Here is an 18724-nt window from a genome sequence, read left to right on the forward strand (position 1 = left end):
TCTCTAAGCCGTTTCTTCGTTAATAAAGCGCAGCACTTCCTCCTTGAAGGCATCCGGCTCCTCATAATGAGGCGTATGACCGCTATGCTCAAAAATGGTGACACTACCGTTCGGAGCGTCATGCTGGAACGCTTTGATCTGCTTCTCGCAGGTGGTCGCGTCGAATTTCCCTAGAGCAAGGAGCATGGGATTCGGCACGGTACTCAGCAGGGGCAGGAGGGATCGGAACACTTCCCCTTCTTCACGTAGAAGATCATAGTGAAATTCAGAGCGGTCATAAAATTCATCCCATTCTTCTTCAGAGTGATAGGATTCGTAATCGGTGGGATTGTCGTGATTGTAACGATAGATTTCCATGCGGTGTTCCCCGAGATGATCACTCAGCTCCATATACCCTTCCGTCAGTTCCCTGATGGATACATCGGCTTCAGCAAGCTCCCTCCCCTGTTCGGCGAGATTGCGTTGTCCGTACTTTTCCAGCAGGCAGGACGTTTTCCGGATCAGGCTCCGGGATGTGAGCTCAAAATCGAACGTCGGCCCCTCAAAGATGATCTTCTCAATGGACCCGGGATAGGCTGACGCATACAGGAGCGCGAGGAATCCCCCGAATGAATGGCCAATCACCGACCACCGTTCGATGCCGAAGTAATCCCGCAGTGCTTCACAATCCTCCACAAGGTCACGGAGTCCGAACGCTTCCCCCTCCTCGATTCCTTCAGACCTGCATACGCCCCGCTGATCGATGATGATAAGGCGAACATGTTCACCCAGACGCTTCGCCTGGTGATAATAAAAGTCATGGCTGCCTTCCCCAGGTCCACCGTGAAGATATAAAACACCCGGAAGCTCTTTCTCTCCAAATGTCTCCACATACAGCTTCTTCCCTCTGATTTCAATCAGTTCTCCTATCATAGCATCCTCCTAGAATTTCTTTTCTTTTATTCTAGCACACCACATAATAAATGATGTAAATTAAGGGTTATTATGGTAAATTAGTTGCACTAGAGATTTTGCTTTTCGTACTGAACCCATAAGGAGGAAACGAACATGAAGCAAGCTGCAATGGAGAACGATTACGTACATCCGGCAGAAGAAACCTTAGACCGTTACATCGACGCGACGAACACCCATCGCTTCAGCGAGGTCGAGAAACTTCTCCATCCCCATGCCGTTTATTATTTTTCTGACCGGACCTGCTCTTCTATGGAAGAAATACAGACTTACTTTGAACACGCCTGGTCGGTCGTGAAGGATGAAGTATATGGTGCGAGTGATGTGAACTGGCTACAACGAGGAGAGCAGGAGGCACTTTGCGTCTATCGGTTCACGTATGAAGGCTATGTGGATGGGGCATTTGTGAAAGGTCACGGGAGAGCGACGAATGCGTTTGTTAAAGATGAGGGGTGTTGGCTTCTTATTCATGAACATTTGAGCAGGAATCCTATATAGGATAGAGCGGAAAGGACTATGCGTCCCCCGGGCTTAAGGTAGGCAGACAGCCATAAGTGTTGCAGCATCCAGTTCCTTCACCTATAACCAGGATTGAATCAAGTGACGGAGCCGTTGGAAATGAAAGGAAGTTGTTGAGAGAAGCGCTTGCTCTCAAGTTCATCCAAAATGAATGCTGCAATGACTTCCGGTGATACAGATAGACCTGGCATGTCGGTCAGACTGACCTCATACCCGGTCACTGAATGATCTCTAACAAATGGAAGACGAATAAGCGTCCAGTCTCTATCGCTTTCCTTTAAGATTTCATATTCCAATTGCTTATCTTTGATCATAGGACCATAGAAGATGCTAAAACCGAATGCACCGATTCGATTGACCAGCGATTTCCGGTCTCCTAGAATGGTTAGAGATCCTCCGGTCACTCCTATGTATCGTTTTATCCCCATATGAGTCATCTTGCGTAAAATCTTCTTCGTTAATGTACTATATAAGGGCTTTGCGCGGTTGGGTTGTCCAAATACGTTGATAATGACTTCACATTCTGACATCAGATCGACTAAGGTATCCTCACTAAACGCATCACCTGTCACCACCTTCAGAGAAGAATCCGTAATTGACACCTTTTTTGGATCCCTCACGAGCATATGAACGTGGTGACCTTGATCTAACGCCATTCTCGTAAGGGCCTTTCCAGCTGTCCCTGTGCCCCCAATAATCGCTATTTTCATAATGGTTCCCCTCTTTCTCTCCACTACTTTTATATTCATGAGTATTTTACCACAATATTCCCTCTGGCTAGGAAAATAGTCATTTCATACTCAATGTCCAAAGGGGTAGTTGGTGTTTTAATAGCCGGTGTTTTTAGCGTAAGGAGTCTAACCAACGACTGTAATAGCAAACTATTATTTACAATTGTTGGGGACTAATAGGGTTCCAGACGAAAAAAAAAAAATCGTCAAGTTGAAGCGAATTAACTGGAGGAAGATCTGTGTGATACAGGTCTTCTTTTTTATCTTTACAGGAAGGATTTGTGGTACAGTATATTTATCATATTTTTCCAAAAGGAGTGGTTGAATGAGATTCCTTCTTCTTTTATCCGTTATGCTGGTGGCGGGGGGATGCAGCATGTCCCCTTCAGAGGTACAAACGAAAGTGGAATGGGCCGATATTGTCCGTTGGAACGGACACAACTACCTCCTTGATCAAGACTTTGGCGAGGCTCGGGCCGATGAGAAACTTGGTGAAGTCTCATTTTCCTTGGTCGGTAGTGAGGAAGAAGATAACCCAACGTATCAATTAAAGGACGGGGAAGCTACTTTCGCTTCTCCGGGGAGTGCGATCCAATCAGTGGCGGGGATTCCCGTAGAGAAGGCCGTTTTGGTCGAGGACAATGTGTATACCACAAGGGAGGAATGACAGGAATCAATGGGAAAAAGACTAGTTACCGTTTTATCTTTGCTCCTTGGCATCCTTCATCTGATGCTGATCGATCGCTTTCTTCATGGTTGGCAATCGTTTACGACTGCATCTGGTTTCATCAATTGGGTGGGTTCAATCCTGATCGGTATGATCATGTTGCTTTTTCATCGGACAACAAATGCGCTGATGGGAAATTCTCTTTCGATCAGGTTGGTCAGGAGTTCGACCTTGATGGTGATGGCGATCGGTTTGACAGCGTACCTGATTGAAGGAATTATCTACTGAATTGCGTAGTTGAGACGCCCATCAAGGAAAGAAAAAAAGAAACCCCACGGATCTATCCATGGGGTTCCAGCTCTACTTGCCGCGATGACGCGCTTTAGCTTTTTGTTTCTTTTTCTCGTATTTCAACTGTTGAAGCGTATCCCGTTCGATGCGATTTTGAATCTTCGCTTGCACTTTTTTGTGTTCAAGCGCTTCTTTCATGGCTTCCTGGGCCTTGGTCGAGATTCCTTTTTTCATTTCCTTGGCTGCGAGGCGCTGCAGGCGTTTCGACCTGTCCACGCTTTTTGTGTGCCACCTCGACTCCCGGCTGTGATGATTCGTCCAGCAGCCTGGATAATCTTCCATGAATGAATAACAGGATGTCTTCCTCTTTCGGTTCGGTGCCGAATACATGGCGGAAGGCCTTAAGCTTGCCTTTCTCCACTACTTCAACGATGCCGACCCAGTACTGACCATCATGGTAAATCGTTAAGGTCATAACGATTCCCTCCTCTTTGTTTACTGAAATGATGGACATCCCGAGGAGGGGAAGGTCACTGACACGCCAAGCGTGCATCCGGACTACCAACCGGATCGTGTTTTTACATTTCATTTCCATTATACTATTTTTGTATAATGGATGTCATCCTGAAAGGAGAGACTCCTATGGCTATGATTCTAGCTTGTCTGTCATTCATCACGGTTTTGTTGCTCTTCAGGGGGTTTGCATGGGCGGAAGCAAAACCGTGGCGTGAGGTCGGGAAGCACCTTGTTCTGCTCTTATTTGGCCTCCCGTGCCTTTTCCTGATCCCCTTTTTCGCCTATGAAGTGTGGCTCGCAACCGGACTTCCACCTGACTTCGGAGCTGTTTATGTAATGGGCGGGAGTTCTGCTGTCGTGACACTTTTCGGGATCATGTCCTATTTCAGCGGAAGACGATCCTATTTAAGACAAAAAGCAAGTTCACGCTGAACATCCGGGGGTAACGCATCACCGTGCTTTTGCAAGGCTTCCTTGATGCGATGCTTTTGGTCAGAGGTCGGGACAGTGAAGGTTTTGTTAAAGGTCCTGAGCCATCTGTCCACCTGGTGGCGACCGAGTTCCCGGATGGCCGGCTCAGTTGATGCGCTCATTTCGATACTGTAGCGGATCCCCTTCCATTTTGGAAGGGTCCCCAGTAGAACGGCACACTGCAAAGCCGTATGAAGAGTGGAAGCCCCGGCATACACCCCGTAAATCCTATCTTCGAACGCATCATACCCGGTGTGTTGCAGCGCTCTTCTCGCTTCCTTCGCCACCCCTCTATGCTCATGATCCAACAGGTCGATCAGCTCCTCCTGATAACATCCGCCTCCGATGAAACCAAGTGAACGGATCGAGGCCTTGACGATCCCTGGCTCACTTCTTTCCAGGAAAGGAAGGATCCTCTCGGCATCACCCGCATCTCCTGTTTCACCCAGACCCAGGATGGCTCCCCTAAGAGAGGTTCCTTCCTGGATGGCCTCCCGGTAAATAGGAGCAAGATCGGCGACTCCGTTTTCCTTCATAAGGTAGCGGGCGACGGAACGGATCATTCCGCTCCGGTCAAATAGAGCTTTCCTGACTTCATTCTCATCTTCTGGATGCATGGAATGATAGCGCCTTAAGACATCCGCCCTGATTTGAGGAAAGCGGTCGTGTTTCAAGACGAGATAGGCAGCCTTGAAGGCATCCTCCGTCACGTTTTCCGTGAATGAACGGTAAAGCAGAAGCCTGGAATTCGGCTCTGACTCCCTCTTCATCCACTCTATGAGCTGGCACTGTGTAGCCCGGCCCCCTTGAAGGATCGATCTGTAGCTGAAATGGCGGATTCTCGGATGGTTGGATGACGTCCCTTTAATAAGGGCGGCTCCTTCTTCCGTGAGCATCGAGAAGATCACCTCAAGCAACCCCTTGTCAGCCCGCTCTGATTCTCTCCATTTAAACAGGATCGGCAAATGGTCAACGAACGAATTGGCATGCTCCGGTCGGATCTTTGACCGGACGAGATGGTTCGCGACTTCCCTGACTTCCTTTACCCAATCCATGCAGCGCAAGAGTAAAAATGGTAATGAGAGAATGGAATCCAATTCTTCATGTGCTCTCAGTGCCCGTTCGCGAAAATAGCCGTTTGGATGAAAGGTAGCGAGGCCAAGAATGGTCTTCTTCATATCTTCACTTACGCTTCGCGGCAAAAGGGTCAGCGGATCTTTCCGGGACCAGTCCCGGGACCAATCCATGGACGTGCGTTCCCGGAAAAGGACATCGAGCGTGATGAGATCGGTGCTGACTAATGTGCTCACATAGGTGTGGAGCTCTCTTGCTGCTTTTTCTTTTTTCCGTGTGAGCAGCTGTTGGAATTGATCAGGGACCTGCGAGAGGTCTCTTTCATGCTGTGTATTCTTCATCCCATTCCCACCCTTTCGTTTATTTTGCCAAAAGCGTGATCTCGACTACCTCGGGGCGATTGAAGATCCGGAGGGGAATGATGCTATTGCCGAGTCCTCGATTGACAACCATATGCGCGTCTCCATCTTTATAGAGCCCCTCTGTATACGCTGGAAACAACCCTTGATCAGGAGCCACTAGTCCTCCGATGAACGGCAGACGGACCTGGCCGCCGTGGACATGACCGCTCAGTACAAGATCCATTCCGTATTCTTTATAGAGATTGAAGAGCTCCGGTCTATGAGAAAGAAGGATGTTAAACCCTTTTTCCTTTCCAACTGACTGAAGGGCAGCTGGCACATCTCCACCGGCAGGGTCATCCACCCCGAGGAGCCCGATTTCTTCCCCATTCTCCGTGATGGTGACCGCATCATCCTCGATGAGGAATGCGCCTGTTTCCCCCACCTCATCCCTCAGTTCCTCCCACCGGCCTGACCACCATTCGTGATTTCCTGAAATGATGTATACCGGTGCAAGGGTGGACAGTTCCTTTAGGAGGGTGAGTCCGGGACCTGGATCATATCGCTTTGCGTCGACAAGATCTCCTGTGAATACTATCAAATCAGGCTCAGCTTTCTTCACCTTTTGTATCAACCTGTCCTGATTGGGTCCGAAAGACTTTCCATGAAGATCGGAAAGCTGGACGATCCGATAGCCATTGAATGCTTCTGGGATCTTCGAAGATTCTATTTCAAGCTTCGTGGTGACAAGGGCATTATTTTGAAAGTAGCAAAACAATCCCAGAAGAAGGACGATTCCACTTACTACAACCCTTTTCTTCACCGGCTGATTTCCAGTTGGAACGCTTTTTTAAGATAGATGTACTGCTCTTCATTTGTATCGGCATATGCTTCGTCTCTTGAGGATCGTCGGTCCTCGTAGTCGGGGATGCAATCAAACTGTGAAACCGTGAAATCTTGACGGACGCCGTCTATCATATTGTAAAAATGCCAACTTCCTTCGATCGGGGTTTTGGCGATTTCACCTCCCAGATGATCATGGATGACGAGAGCCGTCACCCCGCACTGCCCTCTCGCCGGATTCTCCTCGACCCACTTCGAGCTGGACTTGATGGACCACGCTATCCGCAAAGCATTTTCTATGGTTTTTATCTCCAATTCCCCCCGCCTCCTCTTCTTTTTCTATTAAAATAATAGCAGAAGCATTTTCCAAATACAGATTTTATTACAAAAAGGAGGAAACATCTTTGATTAAACTTCAATCGATTGGCTCGGTCTGCCGGGTGGATGAAAACGGCGTATTCGTGAATGAGTCGAGTCTGGAACGGGTGCATCCCACTTTCAGGCCTGTGGTGGAAGAACTGACGGAACGAATCGCTGACGGGTTTGGGGATATGATTCACAGCGTGTATCTGAGGGGATCACTGCCGAGGGGGCTCGGGGTGGAAGGGATTTCGGACATCGACCTGCTGGTGATCACCCATCAACCGTGGACGGACGTAACCAAATCCCGCCTGCAAGCATTGGACACCGGTTCACACCCGCTGATCAACGGGGTCGAGTTTGCCGTATGCACGCTGAATGAACTCTTGGAGCCACAGCGCTTCCACCTGATTTCGTTCATGATCAAGGTGTATGGCGTGCATCTTTATGGCGAGAACCTCCAGCCTGTACTCCCTGACTTCCGTCCAGATGCGGAGCTTGCCCGTGACCATATCGCATCCATTTCCGACCAGATTGTCCTTGCGGTAAATGATCTGAAGGGAAATGAAGACCCGGACGATGTGATGGACTGCTGCACGTGGATCATGAAGCTGATCATCCGGTGCGGAATGGCCTTTGTGATTGAGGAAGAAAGAACCTACACCCGCGACCTGTATCCTGCGTATCAGCTATTCTCATCGCACTACCCTGAGAAGGAAATGGAAATGAGGCAAGCTGTGGAATATGCCATCAATCCGGTGCGTGATCCAGAAGAGGTCATCCGATTCCTGAACGAATTTGGGGATTGGATGGTGACAGAAGCCGAACGCTGGCTTGTTGTACATAGAGAGGAGCAAGATCAATGAACTGGACGATCACAGAATTGAACAGGGAAGCAGCGGAGGAAATCCTCGCGTGGAAATATGAACCACCCTATGACTTTTATGAAAATGAAAGGTCGGAAGAAGCCGTGGCGGAGCTTTCAGGCGGTGAATATCGCCTGGTCCTGGATGAGTCGGGGCAAATTTACGGATTCTTCTGTACCGGTTCTTCCGCCCAGGTCCCCATCGGCCATGAGTTTGATGTCTATCCGGACGATCATGTCGATTTCGGACTCGGCATGAATCCGACATTCACCGGGAAAGGAACGGGGGCCGCTTTCACTGCCTTTATACTAAAAGAGATCCGGAGGGATACGTCCTTGCCGATCAGGCTTTCCGTGGCGACCTTCAATAAGCGCGCCATTGCTGTGTATGAAAAGCTTGGGTTCCGGAAAGCAGATGACTTCCGCACCCGCAGCGCCGAGTTCATTACAATGGTTGAAAACCGGGGGAATTTGACCATTTGACGGAATACTTGGAATGATTCATGATGAGGCAAGTGGTTTATCTATCCCACAGATGATTGTCATTACTCCTCTCCAACAAGAATGACAATCTTCCCTTTACTCCCCCTGTTCTCCATGAGCACGTGCGCTTCTTGAATGTCGCTCAAACTGAACTCATGACCCACATCCACGGTCAATCGGCCTGATGCGAGCATGGGGATCACGGCATCTGCGGTTTCTTGCAGGGTCTCCGGTCTTTTTTTCCGTGTGGTACCGAGGCTGAATCCCAGTATGGAGCGGCAGCTTGAGTGAAGATCGACCGACCGGATCATGCCGGGAGGTCCTCCAGCGTTGCCGAAGTGAACGAGCCTTCCGTAGGGGGCGAGACAGGTGAGGCTTCGCTCCGTGACCTCACCTGATATGGAATCCAGGACGATATCGACTCCGTTTCCATTCGTGAGCTCGTTCACCCGTTGGGCAAAGTCTTCTTCCTTGTAGAGGATGACCTCGTCCACTCCTGCTTCACGGGCGATTCCTGCTTTTTCCTCGCTTCCTACCGTTCCGATTACGAGACCCGCACCGAGCTGCTTCGCCAGGCGTGCCGCAGTGGTTCCGACCCCACCTGCCGCTGCATGGATCAGGACGGATTCCCCCTTCACCATACGGGCCACATCCGTCAGCAGGCGATGGCTCAGAAAGGAGACGACGGGGCTTGCGGCTGCAACGGTCATGTTCATCTCATCAGGTATTGGAAACACTAATACCTCGCGGACGATGACATATTCCGCATACGAGCCGTTATCCGGGAAACAGATGACCCGCTGACCGACGGATACGCTCCTGCAGCCTTCCCCGATCTCTTCCACGATGCCAGCAGCATCAAGCCCCGGAATGAAGGGAAGTTTGTTTCCCTTTCCTCCGCGGCGCGCTTTGATATCGGCAAAATTGACGCTCGTCTTCACCACCCGTACGAGTACCTCCCCCGCACCTGGAACCGGCCTGTCCACCTCTTCTAGGTACATTCCCGTCACATCTCCATATTCCTTCACCACAACTGCTCTCATTTTCTTCACTCCTCCTGCCATGATTGTAGTTTAAGAATAGAAGATTTTTCCTGATAAGCAAAGATGTTTTTTTCGATGAATGGTCATAAGAAGGACTTATCAATAACGGTTCCATCTATTCATAACAATTTAAAAAGAAAAGGGATTCCAACTATCCGGAATCCCTTTTCTCATTGCTTCCCTCTACAGAATCTTCTCTAAGAATGCTCGCAAAATCTCATTATACACCTGAGGACAGTCCATATTGGCAATATGGCTGCCACCCGGGATGAGCCCCGCCTCGATGGCCGGGTTGGCCTTCTTCATGAATGCGACGGCATCGACTTCGTGGGGGTCGATGCTTCCGTTCAGGATGAGGGCCGGGACCGACAGAGCGGCAAGGTCGGCGGCGCTCACGGAAGGATAGTCGTAGGTCATCCGGTCGAGGACGACCCTCCGGATCTTCTTCCACTTTTCGCCGTGCAGGTTGTTGAAATGTGCGGCCACTTCCGGCTCGTGATCTTCAATGCTCAGGAAATGGCGGTGCTGCTCTTCCATGATGCCTTTCAGCTCATCAGGGATGAATGGTGAATAGCCGGTGAGGACGATCCCCTTCATCAGTTCCGGTGTGCGGAGGGCGAGATGGATGGCCAGGGTTGCCCCGAGTGACAAACCGACCACATAGCCTTTTCCGTGCTGTTCAATCTGTTGTTCAACAAAGCGGATGGCGCCTTCTATGTAATCTCCTTTAAGCTCTACAGTTGAATTCCCGTGCCCGGGAAGATCCAGTGCAATGACGTCATAGTCGGCTTTGAACGCTTCGATCTGGTGGGAGAAATGAGCTTGCCCCGTTCCCATGAAGCCGTGAATCAGATAGAGTTTTTCCATGATTGTTCTCCTTTTTTTATCAGACTGTGCGTAATGGCAGGTCGATGAGCGGTTCGTATTGCTTTTTATCCGTATTCAATTCGTACACCCGAATGGAGGTGACATCAAAACGAGGATACGGGACGAGCTCACTTCTAGCCTGGTGTTCCATGACGCCAAGATCCGTTTTTCCTACCCCTTCCCGGATCGATGAGGGATACAGCTCTTTTCCCAGTGTCAGATGCGGTACGAATGCCTCCAGTTCAAAGTACTGCCGGATCTCTTCCGGTGAAGGGGACACAGCCTGGACAATCTCGCGATGAAGATCAAAGAGAGCAGGGGAATGGACAGTAAGATATAGGATGATCCCTCCGAAATAAGCCTGTTCCCCGAGACTTAAGGAAAACGGGCGGAAGCGTGAAACCACCCCCTTCACTTCATCCAGCCACTTCCGGTCAGGCGATAGTCCCCCTTGGGCTTTCAGGGTGATGTGGGGCTCCACCCCTACGTTTCCCATCCACCTGTTCTGAAACTGTTGAACCCTTTCCAGGTACTCTTCTGGGGGTACGATGCCGATAAAGTATTCCTTTTTCACTGGCTTTCCCTCCTTTTCCAAGCGCTATGTTGTGAGTAGTCGGTACACATCACCAATCAGCCCATTCATCTGATGGATGCCCGTATTGCCGTTTGTCATGATGATCCATGCTTTTCCCTCCAATGGCTCGGCGACCATCATGGACTGAAACCCTTCTCCCCAACCGAGGGAAGAAATCTCCTTGGAGTTTCCTTCTCCATCCACGAACACGCCAAGTCCTGCCCAGGATGCGGCGCCTTGCGGAGAAATCATGTCCATCGCATACTCTTTGGAAAATAAGATCCCCTCTCCGTTTAAAGAACGGAAGAGCTCCTTCACGAGTTTCATCAAGTCGGAAGGCGTGCTCCATAGACCCGATGCCGCGGCATACGGATAATGGGGTATCCGGTCCTTCATGACGGAGCCATCGGGCTCGTGTCCAGAGGTCATGGGAAAAGTCGGCTCGTACATGCTTCGCTTCATTCCCAGTGGACGGAACAGGTGCTCTTCGATCGCCGTTTCAAACGGGATATCCAGTACGTCTTCCACCACCTGTTGGACGATGCAATAGCCGGCATCTGAATAGATGAACTCCTGGTTTGGCGGCTTGACTGCCTCAATGCGTGCGGGGCATGCAGGCGTTTCTCCATTAAGGATCTGTGCCATATCAGGGCGGCCTGGATGAATGCCGAAGCTACCTTCAGGATCCTCAATTCCCCCCTGATGACTGAGGAGGTGGCGAAGGGTAACGGGGCCATCACCACTCTTGAGCGACCAGGACCTCAGGTAGTCTTGAACGGGATGATCCAGTGAGAGCAATCCTTGGTGGCATAGCTTCAGTACCAGCATGGAGGTCGCGAATTTGGAAATCGAGCAGGTGTGGAAAAGGGTGTCTTCCGTTATGCTCCCTTTGCCTCTTTGAGCCTGGCCGAGGGAGAGAGTAAAGGGCGTTTGATTGTTAAATATTGCGAGACCCATTCCAGGTACGTAATAGGGTTTCATAAGGTTCGTAATTTTGTTGGTCAGCGTAATCATATCAGCACTCTCCCTTTCTCAACCCTCTCATCACTTCATCCCCAAACCCCCGGATATCGGCCAGATAGTCATATCCCTCATACAAACTATTAAACAATCGAACCGCAACGGCCCGGTACTCCGGGATGACGAGACAGGCGCAGCCAGAGGCACCGAAGATCTGGAAGGAGCCGTCCGGCAGCGTTGCGCCCAGTTCGTTTTGCGGGTGACAGCTGTATCCTTCTTTCAGCCACCAAAAATAGCCGAAGGATGGTTGCCCAGACCGGTGGACGGGGGTGGTTACCTGCAGGATCACCTTTTCGGGAAGAATCTGTTTTCCGTCCTTCATGCCACCCGTCACATGGAGGTTCCCCCACTCGGCGAGCTCCCTCGCATTCACAAATAGATTGCGGTCCGTCCCGTCGTCGGCGCCCAACCGGATCGTTGGGTATCCGAGGGAAGACACGTCACAGACGAGATTCTCTGCGGCCGCTCCCATCCACCCTGTATGGGTCCATCCCATGGGGTCGATGAGCCGTTCATGAAGGATTTCCCGGATGGTTTGACCCGTTGCTTTCTGTATGATGGCGGCCACGAGGTCCGGCCGCTTCCCTTCCAGTACGGTGCCCGGCGGAGCCACCACTTCTGCCCTTCCTTCCGTCCACTTCAATCCCGTGCTCCTCGTAAGCAGATGTTGAACGGTTGCCTCACCCGGGATTCCGGGAAGGTAGTCCTTCAGGGGATCGTGGAGATGGATAGATCCTTCCTCGATGCAGATGGCGGCGGCCAGGGCGATATAGGTCACGCGGACGGAGTAGACGTTGAAACGCGAAGAAGCATCGATGCTCCTCGCCCCTGTCCGGCCATGATGGAAACCGTCGTACCATTCCTCGACGACCCGGTTATCCTTCATGACCACAAGGGCTGCACCTGATGCTTTCATTCTTTCCTTCATAGTTTTCATATGGGATCTCAGCCCATGAAATGGATCATTCATCCCGCTTCCTCCTCAGCTCACTTCCGGCCTCAGTCCTGCATAGAGATCCACAGGGTAAAGGTCGTCATTCTTCATGTGGTCGATGATGTTCCGCAGGGTAGCGGGTTCTCTGAGATCTGCGTCGTCCATCGCTTCTAGCTCTGCAAGGGTCATCCATTTCCCGTCCTGGATCTCCCCTTCTGCCGGGCGGAAGCTTCCCCCGGTCACCACCCCGGTGAAATGGAACAGGACGATACGGCTGCCTTTTTCACTGATGAACGGATAGACGCCTGTCGTCGAAGTGAGCTGGACGGAGTAGCCCGTCTCTTCTTTCACTTCCCTCCAGGCAGCGTCGGCAATATCTTCCCCTGCTTCGATCCGACCTCCGGGAAAATTCCACTTGCCCCTGATCCCGGGCTTATTTTCTTGGATCAGAAACACCTGATCGCCCTGGGTGAGGGTGACGCTGACGACTGCGATCGTATTCGGTACGATATTCATGTTGTCTCCATCCTAGTAGGCCCTGACCGGTGAAATGAGCTGAAGATGGGCGGCATTGCCTTCAGGGCGAATCACCACAGGCTTCATGATGCCCCCGAATTGCAGGGTCACGGTCTCTTCCTTCACTGATCTCAGTGCTTCCATCAAGTACTTCCCGTCGAGGGTCATCTTCATTTCCTCCGTGCCTTCGATCTCCATGATCTTCTGTGATTCTTGGATATTCCCAAGCTGTGTGGCGGCAGATGAAAGCTTCATCCTTCCGTCGTGAATGGTGATGTATACATTATGATTCTTCCATTCCCCGGCAAAGAGGCACGCGCGGTCGACACCTTTCAACAGCTGCTTCGTCTCCATCTTCACGAGCGTCTCACCGCCTTCCGGAATGAGACCAGATACGTTGGGATACTTCCCATCAATCAAGCGGGAATAGAGGCTGGTTTCACCTAGGCGGCAGTGGATATGATGCTCGTTCATGGCCACCTCCACTGCCTCTGTCTTGCCGTCCCACAGCTTGATGAGCTCCCCGATCGCCTGATACGGGACGATGCATGCCCATTCGATTTGTTGATCAATCATTGTTTCACGATAGGCGAGGCGGTGTGAATCGGTGGCAACCGATTTCAGCCGCCCCTCCCCCATGGAAATATGTACTCCGGTCAGGACCGGTTTTGCTTCACTTTTCGAAACGGCAAATACGGTCTGCTTCAGCATTTCCATCCACTGGGAGGCATCAAGCTGAAGCGTTTCGCTCTCTTCCATGACGGGAAGCTTCGGATAGTCATCGGAAGGGAAGCCCTTCAACTTCGTCTTGATCTCCCCGCACCGGATATCGGCCGTCGTATCGTCAATCAACTGGAGGTGGATCGGACCCGAGAGCTTCTTGACGATCTCAGCCAAATACCTGGCAGGAAGGACAATCGCTCCCGGCTTCTCAACGTCGAGCCTCCCCGCTTCAGCAGGCAGCTCCCTCGTGATAATCAGGTCGGAATCGCTGCCGACAAGCGTGAGCCCTTCCTCCGTCGCTACAAGATGCACACCCGTCAGCACCGGCATCGGCGTTCTCGTCGAAACCGCCCTCACCACATCTCCCAACGCCTGGTGGAACACCTCACTCATAATCGTGATCTTCACCACAATTCCCCCTCGGAACTTTTCTATTATTCTTACAATTACGCGCAAACATTTCCCTACCCGAACTAGTTTACCAGAAAATGAAGGGGAATATGGATAAATATTACTAGAATCTACATGTATTTTTTATACAGCGGCCTGTTTCATGAGTGTTTCAATCTTATCTTTCATGCCACCATTGCTTGTATAAAGCAGATAGGTTTCGCTCCTGGTCTTGATTACCACCCGGTCGGTGTGGCCGTATGGGAATCCGAGTCTGATGGCCCGTTTTTCTTCCCCAGCATACGTGTCATCCAGCGTTACGTCTGTGATGTCGGAGACGGGGATGTCGATTGTACTGAACTGCCATTTGATGCGCAGATTATGGTGTTTGATTGAAACTTTTGGTTCCATGATGGTCACTCCTTATGCAGAAAAATATAATTGCTAGTTGTATATACGTTCCGAATTGGAGAACGTTCCCAAGAATTCTTAAACATGCTATACTATCAAGAAAAAATTCAGTCAATTCGAAAGGGAGTTACAGATGATCTACGTCATCCGCCACGGCCAAACCGATTGGAATAAAGAACGCAGGATGCAGGGCAGACGGGGCCTGCCCCTGAATGACCACGGTATCGGGCAGGCTCATTCGTTGCGGGACGCCCTAAATGGAATTTGGTTCGACCACGTATTTTCCTCCCCTCAGGAACGGGCACGCCAAACGGCAGAAATCGTATCGGGCAGATCACCCGTGATAGATGAACGCCTGAATGTGATCGATCTCGGGGAAGCAGACGGGGTGCGGCTGGAGGAACTGAAGCGCGTCGGTCCGCTTCCCGATCCAGAAATATATAAGGGCATTGAAGACCCGAACGCCCTGGTCCGCCGTGTGTTTCACTTCATGAATGAGCTCCAAGCGACGCATAGAAGTGAAGAAAACATCCTCATTGCCGGGCATCGCTGTACGACCGGCTGCATCGGTGCCTTCTTCAAAGGGATGCCGGAGGACCGGAATATCCTAACCCTTTCCTCCGACACCGGTGGATACAGAACCTATCATTTCGCATAAAGAAAGGGACCTCAATTCGGAGGTCCCTTTCTTTATTCTTCTGACAAATATTCGTCCACTTCCTGTTGCATGACCGCAAGCTTCGACACAACGGTGGATTTTGGAATCTGATAGTTCTTATCGTATTTGCACATCCTGCATGAGCAGTGCAGTTTTCCCTTTGCCAGTTTCCCCGGATGCACGATGAACGGATGCGGAATATGTTCTTCCCCATCCCTCCCCCACACATTGCGGACGACAAACAATTTTTGTTGGATGACGCGACGACGTTGGTGCCGTGTATTGGCACGTGTTCGATTCTTCATAGATGAAGACCTCCCTTGAATGGAACCCGCCTGCACGGGGCCTCAAGGTCTGTCCCCTACAGGCAGGTACTAAGGAAAGGCTTCGCTGCTTCAGTACCTGACATATTTTCTCACGTCCTTTATCCCTATAAGTCTATCATGTTTCGATTCGCAGGCTCAAATCTTATGGAAGGTCCATCTTCAAGTAAGTGGCACATCGGAACCGTCCCCATGCGCCAAAAATAACCCAAAAGCCTGACAGTCTATGGTACTATATGAATAGAAAAATACGGAAACAAAGGATGGTCAAACCATGAAATGGATCCTTCAATATACGCGGAACGCCCGCGGTGTCACCCTTGTTGAAATTCTTGCGTCACTGGTCATCTTAAGCGTCATCCTGGCGGTATTCGTGCCCCTGTTCGGCCACTCCATGACCTCGACAAAAGTGTCGGAGGATATGCTGGATGCCACCTACGTCGCCCAGACGACGATGGAAGAGCTCCACCAGCAGATGACCACGCTGAATGAAACCTCGATCGGCTCATTGAAAAACATCACCTACCTAAGAAAAGACACAGAGCGCTACTACTATAAAAAAGAAACGTCAGATGCCTATATCGAAATCTCTATCAAAGCACCGGTGGACGGGCTATCCAGTGTCCTGGTCAAGGTGTACCCGAATTCCGGGAAGAGCAAGCTCCTCGCTCAGATGGAGACGATCAACCGCTGGGGGAAAACACCATGAAGAAGCTGATTCATAATGAACGCGGCGTCACCCTGATTGAACTGCTGGGGGCCATGGTCGTCCTCGCCATCGTCATGGTGCTGATCGCCAATGTCCAGATCTTTGGACAAAAGCAGTTCGTCAATCAAACGGAACAGGTTTCCCACGAAGCAGATATCAGGCTTGCCATGAACCTCCTGACGAAAGAAATCCGTTCCGCCACTTCGATCTCCGTTACCAACAACACCATCCAGACGGATACAGGCAAGATCGAGCTTAAAGGCAGCACCCTGCAAAAAGGGTCCAAAACAATTGGAGAGAATATCGCCTCCTTCTCCGCTGTCCAAAAAGACGGGAACATCACCCTTACCATCAAGAGCAAGGCAAACGGAAACCAAAAAGCATCCTCATTATCCACGACACTGTACATAAGGAAGTGATCAGTCATGTTTAAAAAACACCTCACGAATGAACGGGGCATGTCCCTTCTGATGGTCCTCCTTCTCATGACCGTCCTGACAGTGCTCGGGATGGGTGTGATGAGCATCGTCATCAATAATACGAAGACCACTTCATCCGAACGGGACAATCAATCCGCCTATTACATCGCCGAAGCCGGCATCACCAAGCAAATGAAGGCTGCTGAGGATGCTGCGCGCAAGCTCTACCCACTTCAATCGACCGCACCCGGCTTTTACACCAACCTGGAATCCCAAATCGTGAAAACGACGACTCTCACTGATTTCGCCTCTTCTTTCGGAGAGAAGCCTTCAGCCAAAGTGACCATCGCCAAGGTATCGGGTGAAAACCCCCGCCAATATATGATCACCTCTGTCGGTACCATCGGAAAACGGTCCAAGCAGCTAGAGAAGACGTTTACGATCAGCTGGGAGATGAAGGGCGGACTTCCCCTCAACAAAGACCTGGCCGTATACACCGATACAACCATTTCCCTTTCCGGCGGAGCCCACATCAAAGGAAATATGGGGACGAATTCCAAGGCCGCAAGCACGATTCGATTCGATGGTGGTGCGGGGATCGACGGGAATATCTATGTACCAAAGGGATCGGAGAATATAGCCATTTATAAACCTGATTATATGAAGGTCCCGCAACCTCAACCATTCAAGGAACAGGCACAGTTTCAGCTACCTCCTTTTCCTTCCTACCCAAGCTACCCGCTTCACCCAAATGTGACAGTGGGAAATGAATACAATAAATACAATGTGATCAACAATGGGGTCCTGCAGGTGGATAACTATCTTGCAGCTGATTATGAACTCAAGCTTAATAACAATACCGCCTTCAAGGAAATCAAAATGGGCTCCAATTATACCCTTTATATCAATGTCGGAAATACGGACAAAGCCATCGTGGTGGATCACCTCAACGTTCAAAACGGACACATCATCCTGAAAGGGACAGGCAAACTCACGATCTACGTCAAGAACGAGATCAGCATGGGATCCGGGAGCACGGTGAATAATGATGGCGACATCAAGCGCCTGAACATCTACCTTGCTAAATCCACCGCATCATCCAACGTCAAACTGGGAGGCAATCAGAAGATCTTCGGTTCCCTCTATGCAGAAAATGCAGATATCGAAATGAACGGAAGCGGCGGATTTCAGGGTCACATTTTCACAGGAGGAAAGAATGTGACCATCACCGGTGGTGCGCGTGCGTATTCCACCCTCATCTACGCTCCGAATTCGACATTTCAAGTACTTGGAGGTGGTACGGTCAAAGGCATGATCGTGTCCAGGTCGTTTGAAGGAGCTGGAGGGGCAGATGTCATCTATGAATCAATCAATCTCAATGAAGTCCCGTTTGCAACAGGCGGAAGCACCGAAATCCCTGAAGGACTCATCACCTCCGACCCGGTCCGGGAGAAATAAACCTCCCAATACTACTAATAATTGGTATAATAGGCGAGAATCTATTCGGAGGTACCTACCATGAAACGCATCATCAAATCGATTATCATCCTAAGCTTTATTGTCTACATCGCCGTCTGCGTGAACTTGCTTTTCCTTGATCAAAGGACATTCGGGGCAAGCGAGATCACGTATGCCCAGTACATCCGCTTCAGCTCGAATTTCATACCGTTCCGTACGATCTGGAGCTATGTGCAGGCTCTCGTCAACGGTTCTCTTCCCCTCAACATTCCGATCACGAACCTGGGAGGGAATCTCATTGCCTTCCTTCCAATGGGCCTTTACCTGCCACTCCTTTTCCGTAGGATGCGCAGTGTCAAAGCGTTGATCCTCACCATGACCATCATGATCTTGGGTGTAGAATCGACCCAGCTCATCACCAAAACGGGTAGCTTCGATGTGGATGACATCATCCTGAACGTCAGCGGCAGTCTGATCGGCTATTGGATCTTTACGTGGGATTGGGTGCAGAAACTGTTATTCGTATCCAAGACGAATTCTAAGCGCGGGAAAGCGGCATAAGAAAAG

The 18724-nt window shown here is 50.5% G+C and carries 25 protein-coding genes and 1 pseudogene; 11 read left to right on the forward strand and 15 right to left on the reverse strand.

From position 1 onward, the window contains the following. Window positions 1-3 precede the first annotated feature (3 nt). A complete protein-coding gene (locus ACNA6I_RS12440) occupies window positions 4-912 on the reverse strand; it encodes an alpha/beta fold hydrolase (protein WP_416313401.1) in 909 nt (302 codons plus the stop codon). A gap of 135 nt (window positions 913-1047) precedes the next feature. Here ACNA6I_RS12440 and ACNA6I_RS12445 point away from each other — a divergent pair, with 135 nt between their 5' ends. Next, on the forward strand, window positions 1048-1449 hold the full coding sequence (locus tag ACNA6I_RS12445) for a YybH family protein (protein ID WP_416313402.1): 402 nt from the start codon (window positions 1048-1050) through the stop codon (window positions 1447-1449). Window positions 1450-1547: 98 nt separating this feature from the next. Here ACNA6I_RS12445 and ACNA6I_RS12450 read toward each other — a convergent pair whose 3' ends face one another. After that, window positions 1548-2180 carry an NAD(P)-dependent oxidoreductase gene (locus ACNA6I_RS12450; protein ID WP_416313403.1) on the reverse strand — a complete coding sequence of 211 codons (633 nt, stop codon included), beginning with the start codon at window positions 2178-2180 and terminating at the stop codon, window positions 1548-1550. Window positions 2181-2526: 346 nt separating this feature from the next. On the opposite strand from ACNA6I_RS12450, the gene ACNA6I_RS12455 reads away from it, so the two are divergent. Both ACNA6I_RS12455 and ACNA6I_RS12460 read left to right on the forward strand, forming a co-directional pair. Further along, entirely contained in the window at window positions 2527-2868 is a 342-nt protein-coding gene (locus ACNA6I_RS12455; protein WP_416313404.1) for a hypothetical protein, read from the forward strand. 9 nt (window positions 2869-2877) lie between these two features. Then, window positions 2878-3156, forward strand: coding sequence for a hypothetical protein (locus ACNA6I_RS12460; protein ID WP_416313405.1), 279 nt, complete (start codon window positions 2878-2880; stop codon window positions 3154-3156). Between the two features lie 72 nt (window positions 3157-3228). On the opposite strand, the pseudogene ACNA6I_RS12465 reads toward ACNA6I_RS12460, so the two are convergent. After that, a pseudogene (locus ACNA6I_RS12465) lies at window positions 3229-3634 on the reverse strand (YjdF family protein). A gap of 167 nt (window positions 3635-3801) precedes the next feature. Here ACNA6I_RS12465 and ACNA6I_RS12470 point away from each other — a divergent pair. Continuing rightward, a complete protein-coding gene (locus ACNA6I_RS12470) occupies window positions 3802-4107 on the forward strand; it encodes a hypothetical protein (protein WP_252266164.1) in 306 nt (101 codons plus the stop codon). On the opposite strand, the gene ACNA6I_RS12475 is transcribed toward ACNA6I_RS12470, so the two are convergent. The 3 genes from ACNA6I_RS12475 to ACNA6I_RS12485 are packed head-to-tail and all read right to left on the reverse strand — an operon-like array spanning window position 4077 to window position 6719. Further along, window positions 4077-5561 (reverse strand): HEAT repeat domain-containing protein, encoded by a 1485-nt coding sequence (locus ACNA6I_RS12475; RefSeq protein WP_416313406.1) that lies wholly within the window; start codon window positions 5559-5561, stop codon window positions 4077-4079. The genes ACNA6I_RS12470 and ACNA6I_RS12475 overlap by 31 nt on opposite strands. A 19-nt stretch (window positions 5562-5580) precedes the next feature. Next, a complete protein-coding gene (locus ACNA6I_RS12480; RefSeq protein WP_416313407.1) occupies window positions 5581-6384 on the reverse strand; it encodes a metallophosphoesterase in 804 nt (267 codons plus the stop codon). After that, window positions 6381-6719, reverse strand: coding sequence for a hypothetical protein (locus ACNA6I_RS12485; protein ID WP_048005251.1), 339 nt, complete (start codon window positions 6717-6719; stop codon window positions 6381-6383). The genes ACNA6I_RS12480 and ACNA6I_RS12485 overlap by 4 nt, the downstream gene beginning before the upstream one ends. Window positions 6720-6808: 89 nt before the next feature. Here ACNA6I_RS12485 and ACNA6I_RS12490 point away from each other — a divergent pair, with 89 nt between their 5' ends. Together ACNA6I_RS12490 and ACNA6I_RS12495 are read left to right on the forward strand one after the other, a co-directional pair. Continuing rightward, window positions 6809-7630: a hypothetical protein gene (locus ACNA6I_RS12490; protein ID WP_048005252.1), complete on the forward strand. Its 822-nt coding sequence runs from the start codon at window positions 6809-6811 to the stop codon at window positions 7628-7630. Further along, entirely contained in the window at window positions 7627-8112 is a 486-nt protein-coding gene (locus ACNA6I_RS12495) for a GNAT family N-acetyltransferase (protein ID WP_416313408.1), read from the forward strand. The genes ACNA6I_RS12490 and ACNA6I_RS12495 overlap by 4 nt, the downstream gene beginning before the upstream one ends. 62 nt (window positions 8113-8174) lie before the next feature. Here ACNA6I_RS12495 and ACNA6I_RS12500 read toward each other — a convergent pair whose 3' ends face one another. The 8 genes from ACNA6I_RS12500 to ACNA6I_RS12535 form a co-directional block, all read right to left on the reverse strand. Further along, on the reverse strand, window positions 8175-9155 hold the full coding sequence (locus ACNA6I_RS12500) for a quinone oxidoreductase family protein (RefSeq protein ID WP_416313409.1): 981 nt from the start codon (window positions 9153-9155) through the stop codon (window positions 8175-8177). A 183-nt stretch (window positions 9156-9338) separates the two neighbouring features. Then, complete coding sequence (locus tag ACNA6I_RS12505; protein ID WP_416313410.1) at window positions 9339-10022, reverse strand: alpha/beta fold hydrolase; 684 nt, start codon at window positions 10020-10022, stop codon at window positions 9339-9341. A gap of 19 nt (window positions 10023-10041) precedes the next feature. Beyond that, complete coding sequence (locus ACNA6I_RS12510) at window positions 10042-10596, reverse strand: 2'-5' RNA ligase family protein (RefSeq protein ID WP_416313411.1); 555 nt, start codon at window positions 10594-10596, stop codon at window positions 10042-10044. Between the two features lie 24 nt (window positions 10597-10620). Continuing rightward, a complete protein-coding gene (locus ACNA6I_RS12515) occupies window positions 10621-11610 on the reverse strand; it encodes a serine hydrolase domain-containing protein (protein ID WP_252266151.1) in 990 nt (329 codons plus the stop codon). A 1-nt stretch (window position 11611) separates the two neighbouring features. Next, window positions 11612-12553 (reverse strand): serine hydrolase domain-containing protein, encoded by a 942-nt coding sequence (locus ACNA6I_RS12520; RefSeq protein ID WP_416313412.1) that lies wholly within the window; start codon window positions 12551-12553, stop codon window positions 11612-11614. A 45-nt stretch (window positions 12554-12598) separates the two neighbouring features. Then, window positions 12599-13066, reverse strand: a complete 468-nt coding sequence (locus tag ACNA6I_RS12525) for an NUDIX hydrolase (RefSeq protein WP_148796034.1) — start codon at window positions 13064-13066, stop codon at window positions 12599-12601. A gap of 12 nt (window positions 13067-13078) precedes the next feature. Then, window positions 13079-14197, reverse strand: coding sequence for a DNA polymerase III subunit beta (dnaN, locus tag ACNA6I_RS12530; RefSeq protein ID WP_416313413.1), 1119 nt, complete (start codon window positions 14195-14197; stop codon window positions 13079-13081). Between the two features lie 126 nt (window positions 14198-14323). Beyond that, window positions 14324-14590 carry a PH domain-containing protein gene (locus tag ACNA6I_RS12535; RefSeq protein WP_148796038.1) on the reverse strand — a complete coding sequence of 89 codons (267 nt, stop codon included), beginning with the start codon at window positions 14588-14590 and terminating at the stop codon, window positions 14324-14326. A gap of 133 nt (window positions 14591-14723) precedes the next feature. Here ACNA6I_RS12535 and ACNA6I_RS12540 point away from each other — a divergent pair, with 133 nt between their 5' ends. After that, window positions 14724-15248 (forward strand): histidine phosphatase family protein, encoded by a 525-nt coding sequence (locus ACNA6I_RS12540; RefSeq protein WP_416313414.1) that lies wholly within the window; start codon window positions 14724-14726, stop codon window positions 15246-15248. Between the two features lie 32 nt (window positions 15249-15280). On the opposite strand, the gene ACNA6I_RS12545 is transcribed toward ACNA6I_RS12540, so the two are convergent. Beyond that, window positions 15281-15553: a hypothetical protein gene (locus ACNA6I_RS12545; protein ID WP_416313415.1), complete on the reverse strand. Its 273-nt coding sequence runs from the start codon at window positions 15551-15553 to the stop codon at window positions 15281-15283. Window positions 15554-15845: 292 nt separating this feature from the next. Between ACNA6I_RS12545 and ACNA6I_RS12550 the strand changes: the two genes are divergently transcribed. Genes ACNA6I_RS12550 through ACNA6I_RS12565 form a run of 4 tightly spaced genes read left to right on the forward strand, consistent with a single transcriptional unit; the run spans window position 15846 to window position 18718 of the window. Next, window positions 15846-16280, forward strand: coding sequence for a type IV pilus modification PilV family protein (locus tag ACNA6I_RS12550; protein ID WP_053428292.1), 435 nt, complete (start codon window positions 15846-15848; stop codon window positions 16278-16280). Beyond that, window positions 16277-16699 carry a PulJ/GspJ family protein gene (locus tag ACNA6I_RS12555; RefSeq protein ID WP_318340856.1) on the forward strand — a complete coding sequence of 141 codons (423 nt, stop codon included), beginning with the start codon at window positions 16277-16279 and terminating at the stop codon, window positions 16697-16699. The genes ACNA6I_RS12550 and ACNA6I_RS12555 overlap by 4 nt, the downstream gene beginning before the upstream one ends. A 6-nt stretch (window positions 16700-16705) precedes the next feature. Beyond that, the gene (locus tag ACNA6I_RS12560; protein ID WP_416313416.1) at window positions 16706-18157 is read left to right on the forward strand and encodes a PilX N-terminal domain-containing pilus assembly protein; all 1452 of its coding nucleotides are present in this window, start codon (window positions 16706-16708) and stop codon (window positions 18155-18157) included. A 60-nt stretch (window positions 18158-18217) separates the two neighbouring features. Next, window positions 18218-18718 carry a VanZ family protein gene (locus tag ACNA6I_RS12565; RefSeq protein ID WP_367259532.1) on the forward strand — a complete coding sequence of 167 codons (501 nt, stop codon included), beginning with the start codon at window positions 18218-18220 and terminating at the stop codon, window positions 18716-18718. Window positions 18719-18724 lie beyond the last annotated feature (6 nt).

The sequence above is a fragment of the Rossellomorea sp. FS2 genome, from assembly GCF_047915635.1.
In the GTDB taxonomy this organism is placed as follows: domain Bacteria; phylum Bacillota; class Bacilli; order Bacillales; family Bacillaceae_B; genus Rossellomorea; species Rossellomorea marisflavi_A.

Bases quoted from the DNA above. Each gene is read 5' to 3' on its own strand.
- ACNA6I_RS12440 (WP_416313401.1), bottom strand. From the start codon at position 912: ATGATAGGAGAACTGATTGAAATCAGAGGGAAGAAGCTGTATGTGGAG.
- ACNA6I_RS12445 (WP_416313402.1), top strand. From the start codon at position 1,048: ATGAAGCAAGCTGCAATGGAGAACGATTACGTACATCCGGCAGAAGAA.
- ACNA6I_RS12450 (WP_416313403.1), bottom strand. From the start codon at position 2,180: ATGAAAATAGCGATTATTGGGGGCACAGGGACAGCTGGAAAGGCCCTT.
- ACNA6I_RS12455 (WP_416313404.1), top strand. From the start codon at position 2,527: ATGAGATTCCTTCTTCTTTTATCCGTTATGCTGGTGGCGGGGGGATGC.
- ACNA6I_RS12460 (WP_416313405.1), top strand. From the start codon at position 2,878: ATGGGAAAAAGACTAGTTACCGTTTTATCTTTGCTCCTTGGCATCCTT.
- ACNA6I_RS12470 (WP_252266164.1), top strand. From the start codon at position 3,802: ATGGCTATGATTCTAGCTTGTCTGTCATTCATCACGGTTTTGTTGCTC.
- ACNA6I_RS12475 (WP_416313406.1), bottom strand. From the start codon at position 5,561: ATGAAGAATACACAGCATGAAAGAGACCTCTCGCAGGTCCCTGATCAA.
- ACNA6I_RS12495 (WP_416313408.1), top strand. From the start codon at position 7,627: ATGAACTGGACGATCACAGAATTGAACAGGGAAGCAGCGGAGGAAATC.
- ACNA6I_RS12500 (WP_416313409.1), bottom strand. From the start codon at position 9,155: ATGAGAGCAGTTGTGGTGAAGGAATATGGAGATGTGACGGGAATGTAC.
- ACNA6I_RS12505 (WP_416313410.1), bottom strand. From the start codon at position 10,022: ATGGAAAAACTCTATCTGATTCACGGCTTCATGGGAACGGGGCAAGCT.
- ACNA6I_RS12515 (WP_252266151.1), bottom strand. From the start codon at position 11,610: ATGATTACGCTGACCAACAAAATTACGAACCTTATGAAACCCTATTAC.
- ACNA6I_RS12520 (WP_416313412.1), bottom strand. From the start codon at position 12,553: ATGAAAACTATGAAGGAAAGAATGAAAGCATCAGGTGCAGCCCTTGTG.
- ACNA6I_RS12525 (WP_148796034.1), bottom strand. From the start codon at position 13,066: ATGAATATCGTACCGAATACGATCGCAGTCGTCAGCGTCACCCTCACC.
- ACNA6I_RS12535 (WP_148796038.1), bottom strand. From the start codon at position 14,590: ATGGAACCAAAAGTTTCAATCAAACACCATAATCTGCGCATCAAATGG.
- ACNA6I_RS12540 (WP_416313414.1), top strand. From the start codon at position 14,724: ATGATCTACGTCATCCGCCACGGCCAAACCGATTGGAATAAAGAACGC.
- ACNA6I_RS12545 (WP_416313415.1), bottom strand. From the start codon at position 15,553: ATGAAGAATCGAACACGTGCCAATACACGGCACCAACGTCGTCGCGTC.
- ACNA6I_RS12550 (WP_053428292.1), top strand. From the start codon at position 15,846: ATGAAATGGATCCTTCAATATACGCGGAACGCCCGCGGTGTCACCCTT.
- ACNA6I_RS12555 (WP_318340856.1), top strand. From the start codon at position 16,277: ATGAAGAAGCTGATTCATAATGAACGCGGCGTCACCCTGATTGAACTG.
- ACNA6I_RS12560 (WP_416313416.1), top strand. From the start codon at position 16,706: ATGTTTAAAAAACACCTCACGAATGAACGGGGCATGTCCCTTCTGATG.
- ACNA6I_RS12565 (WP_367259532.1), top strand. From the start codon at position 18,218: ATGAAACGCATCATCAAATCGATTATCATCCTAAGCTTTATTGTCTAC.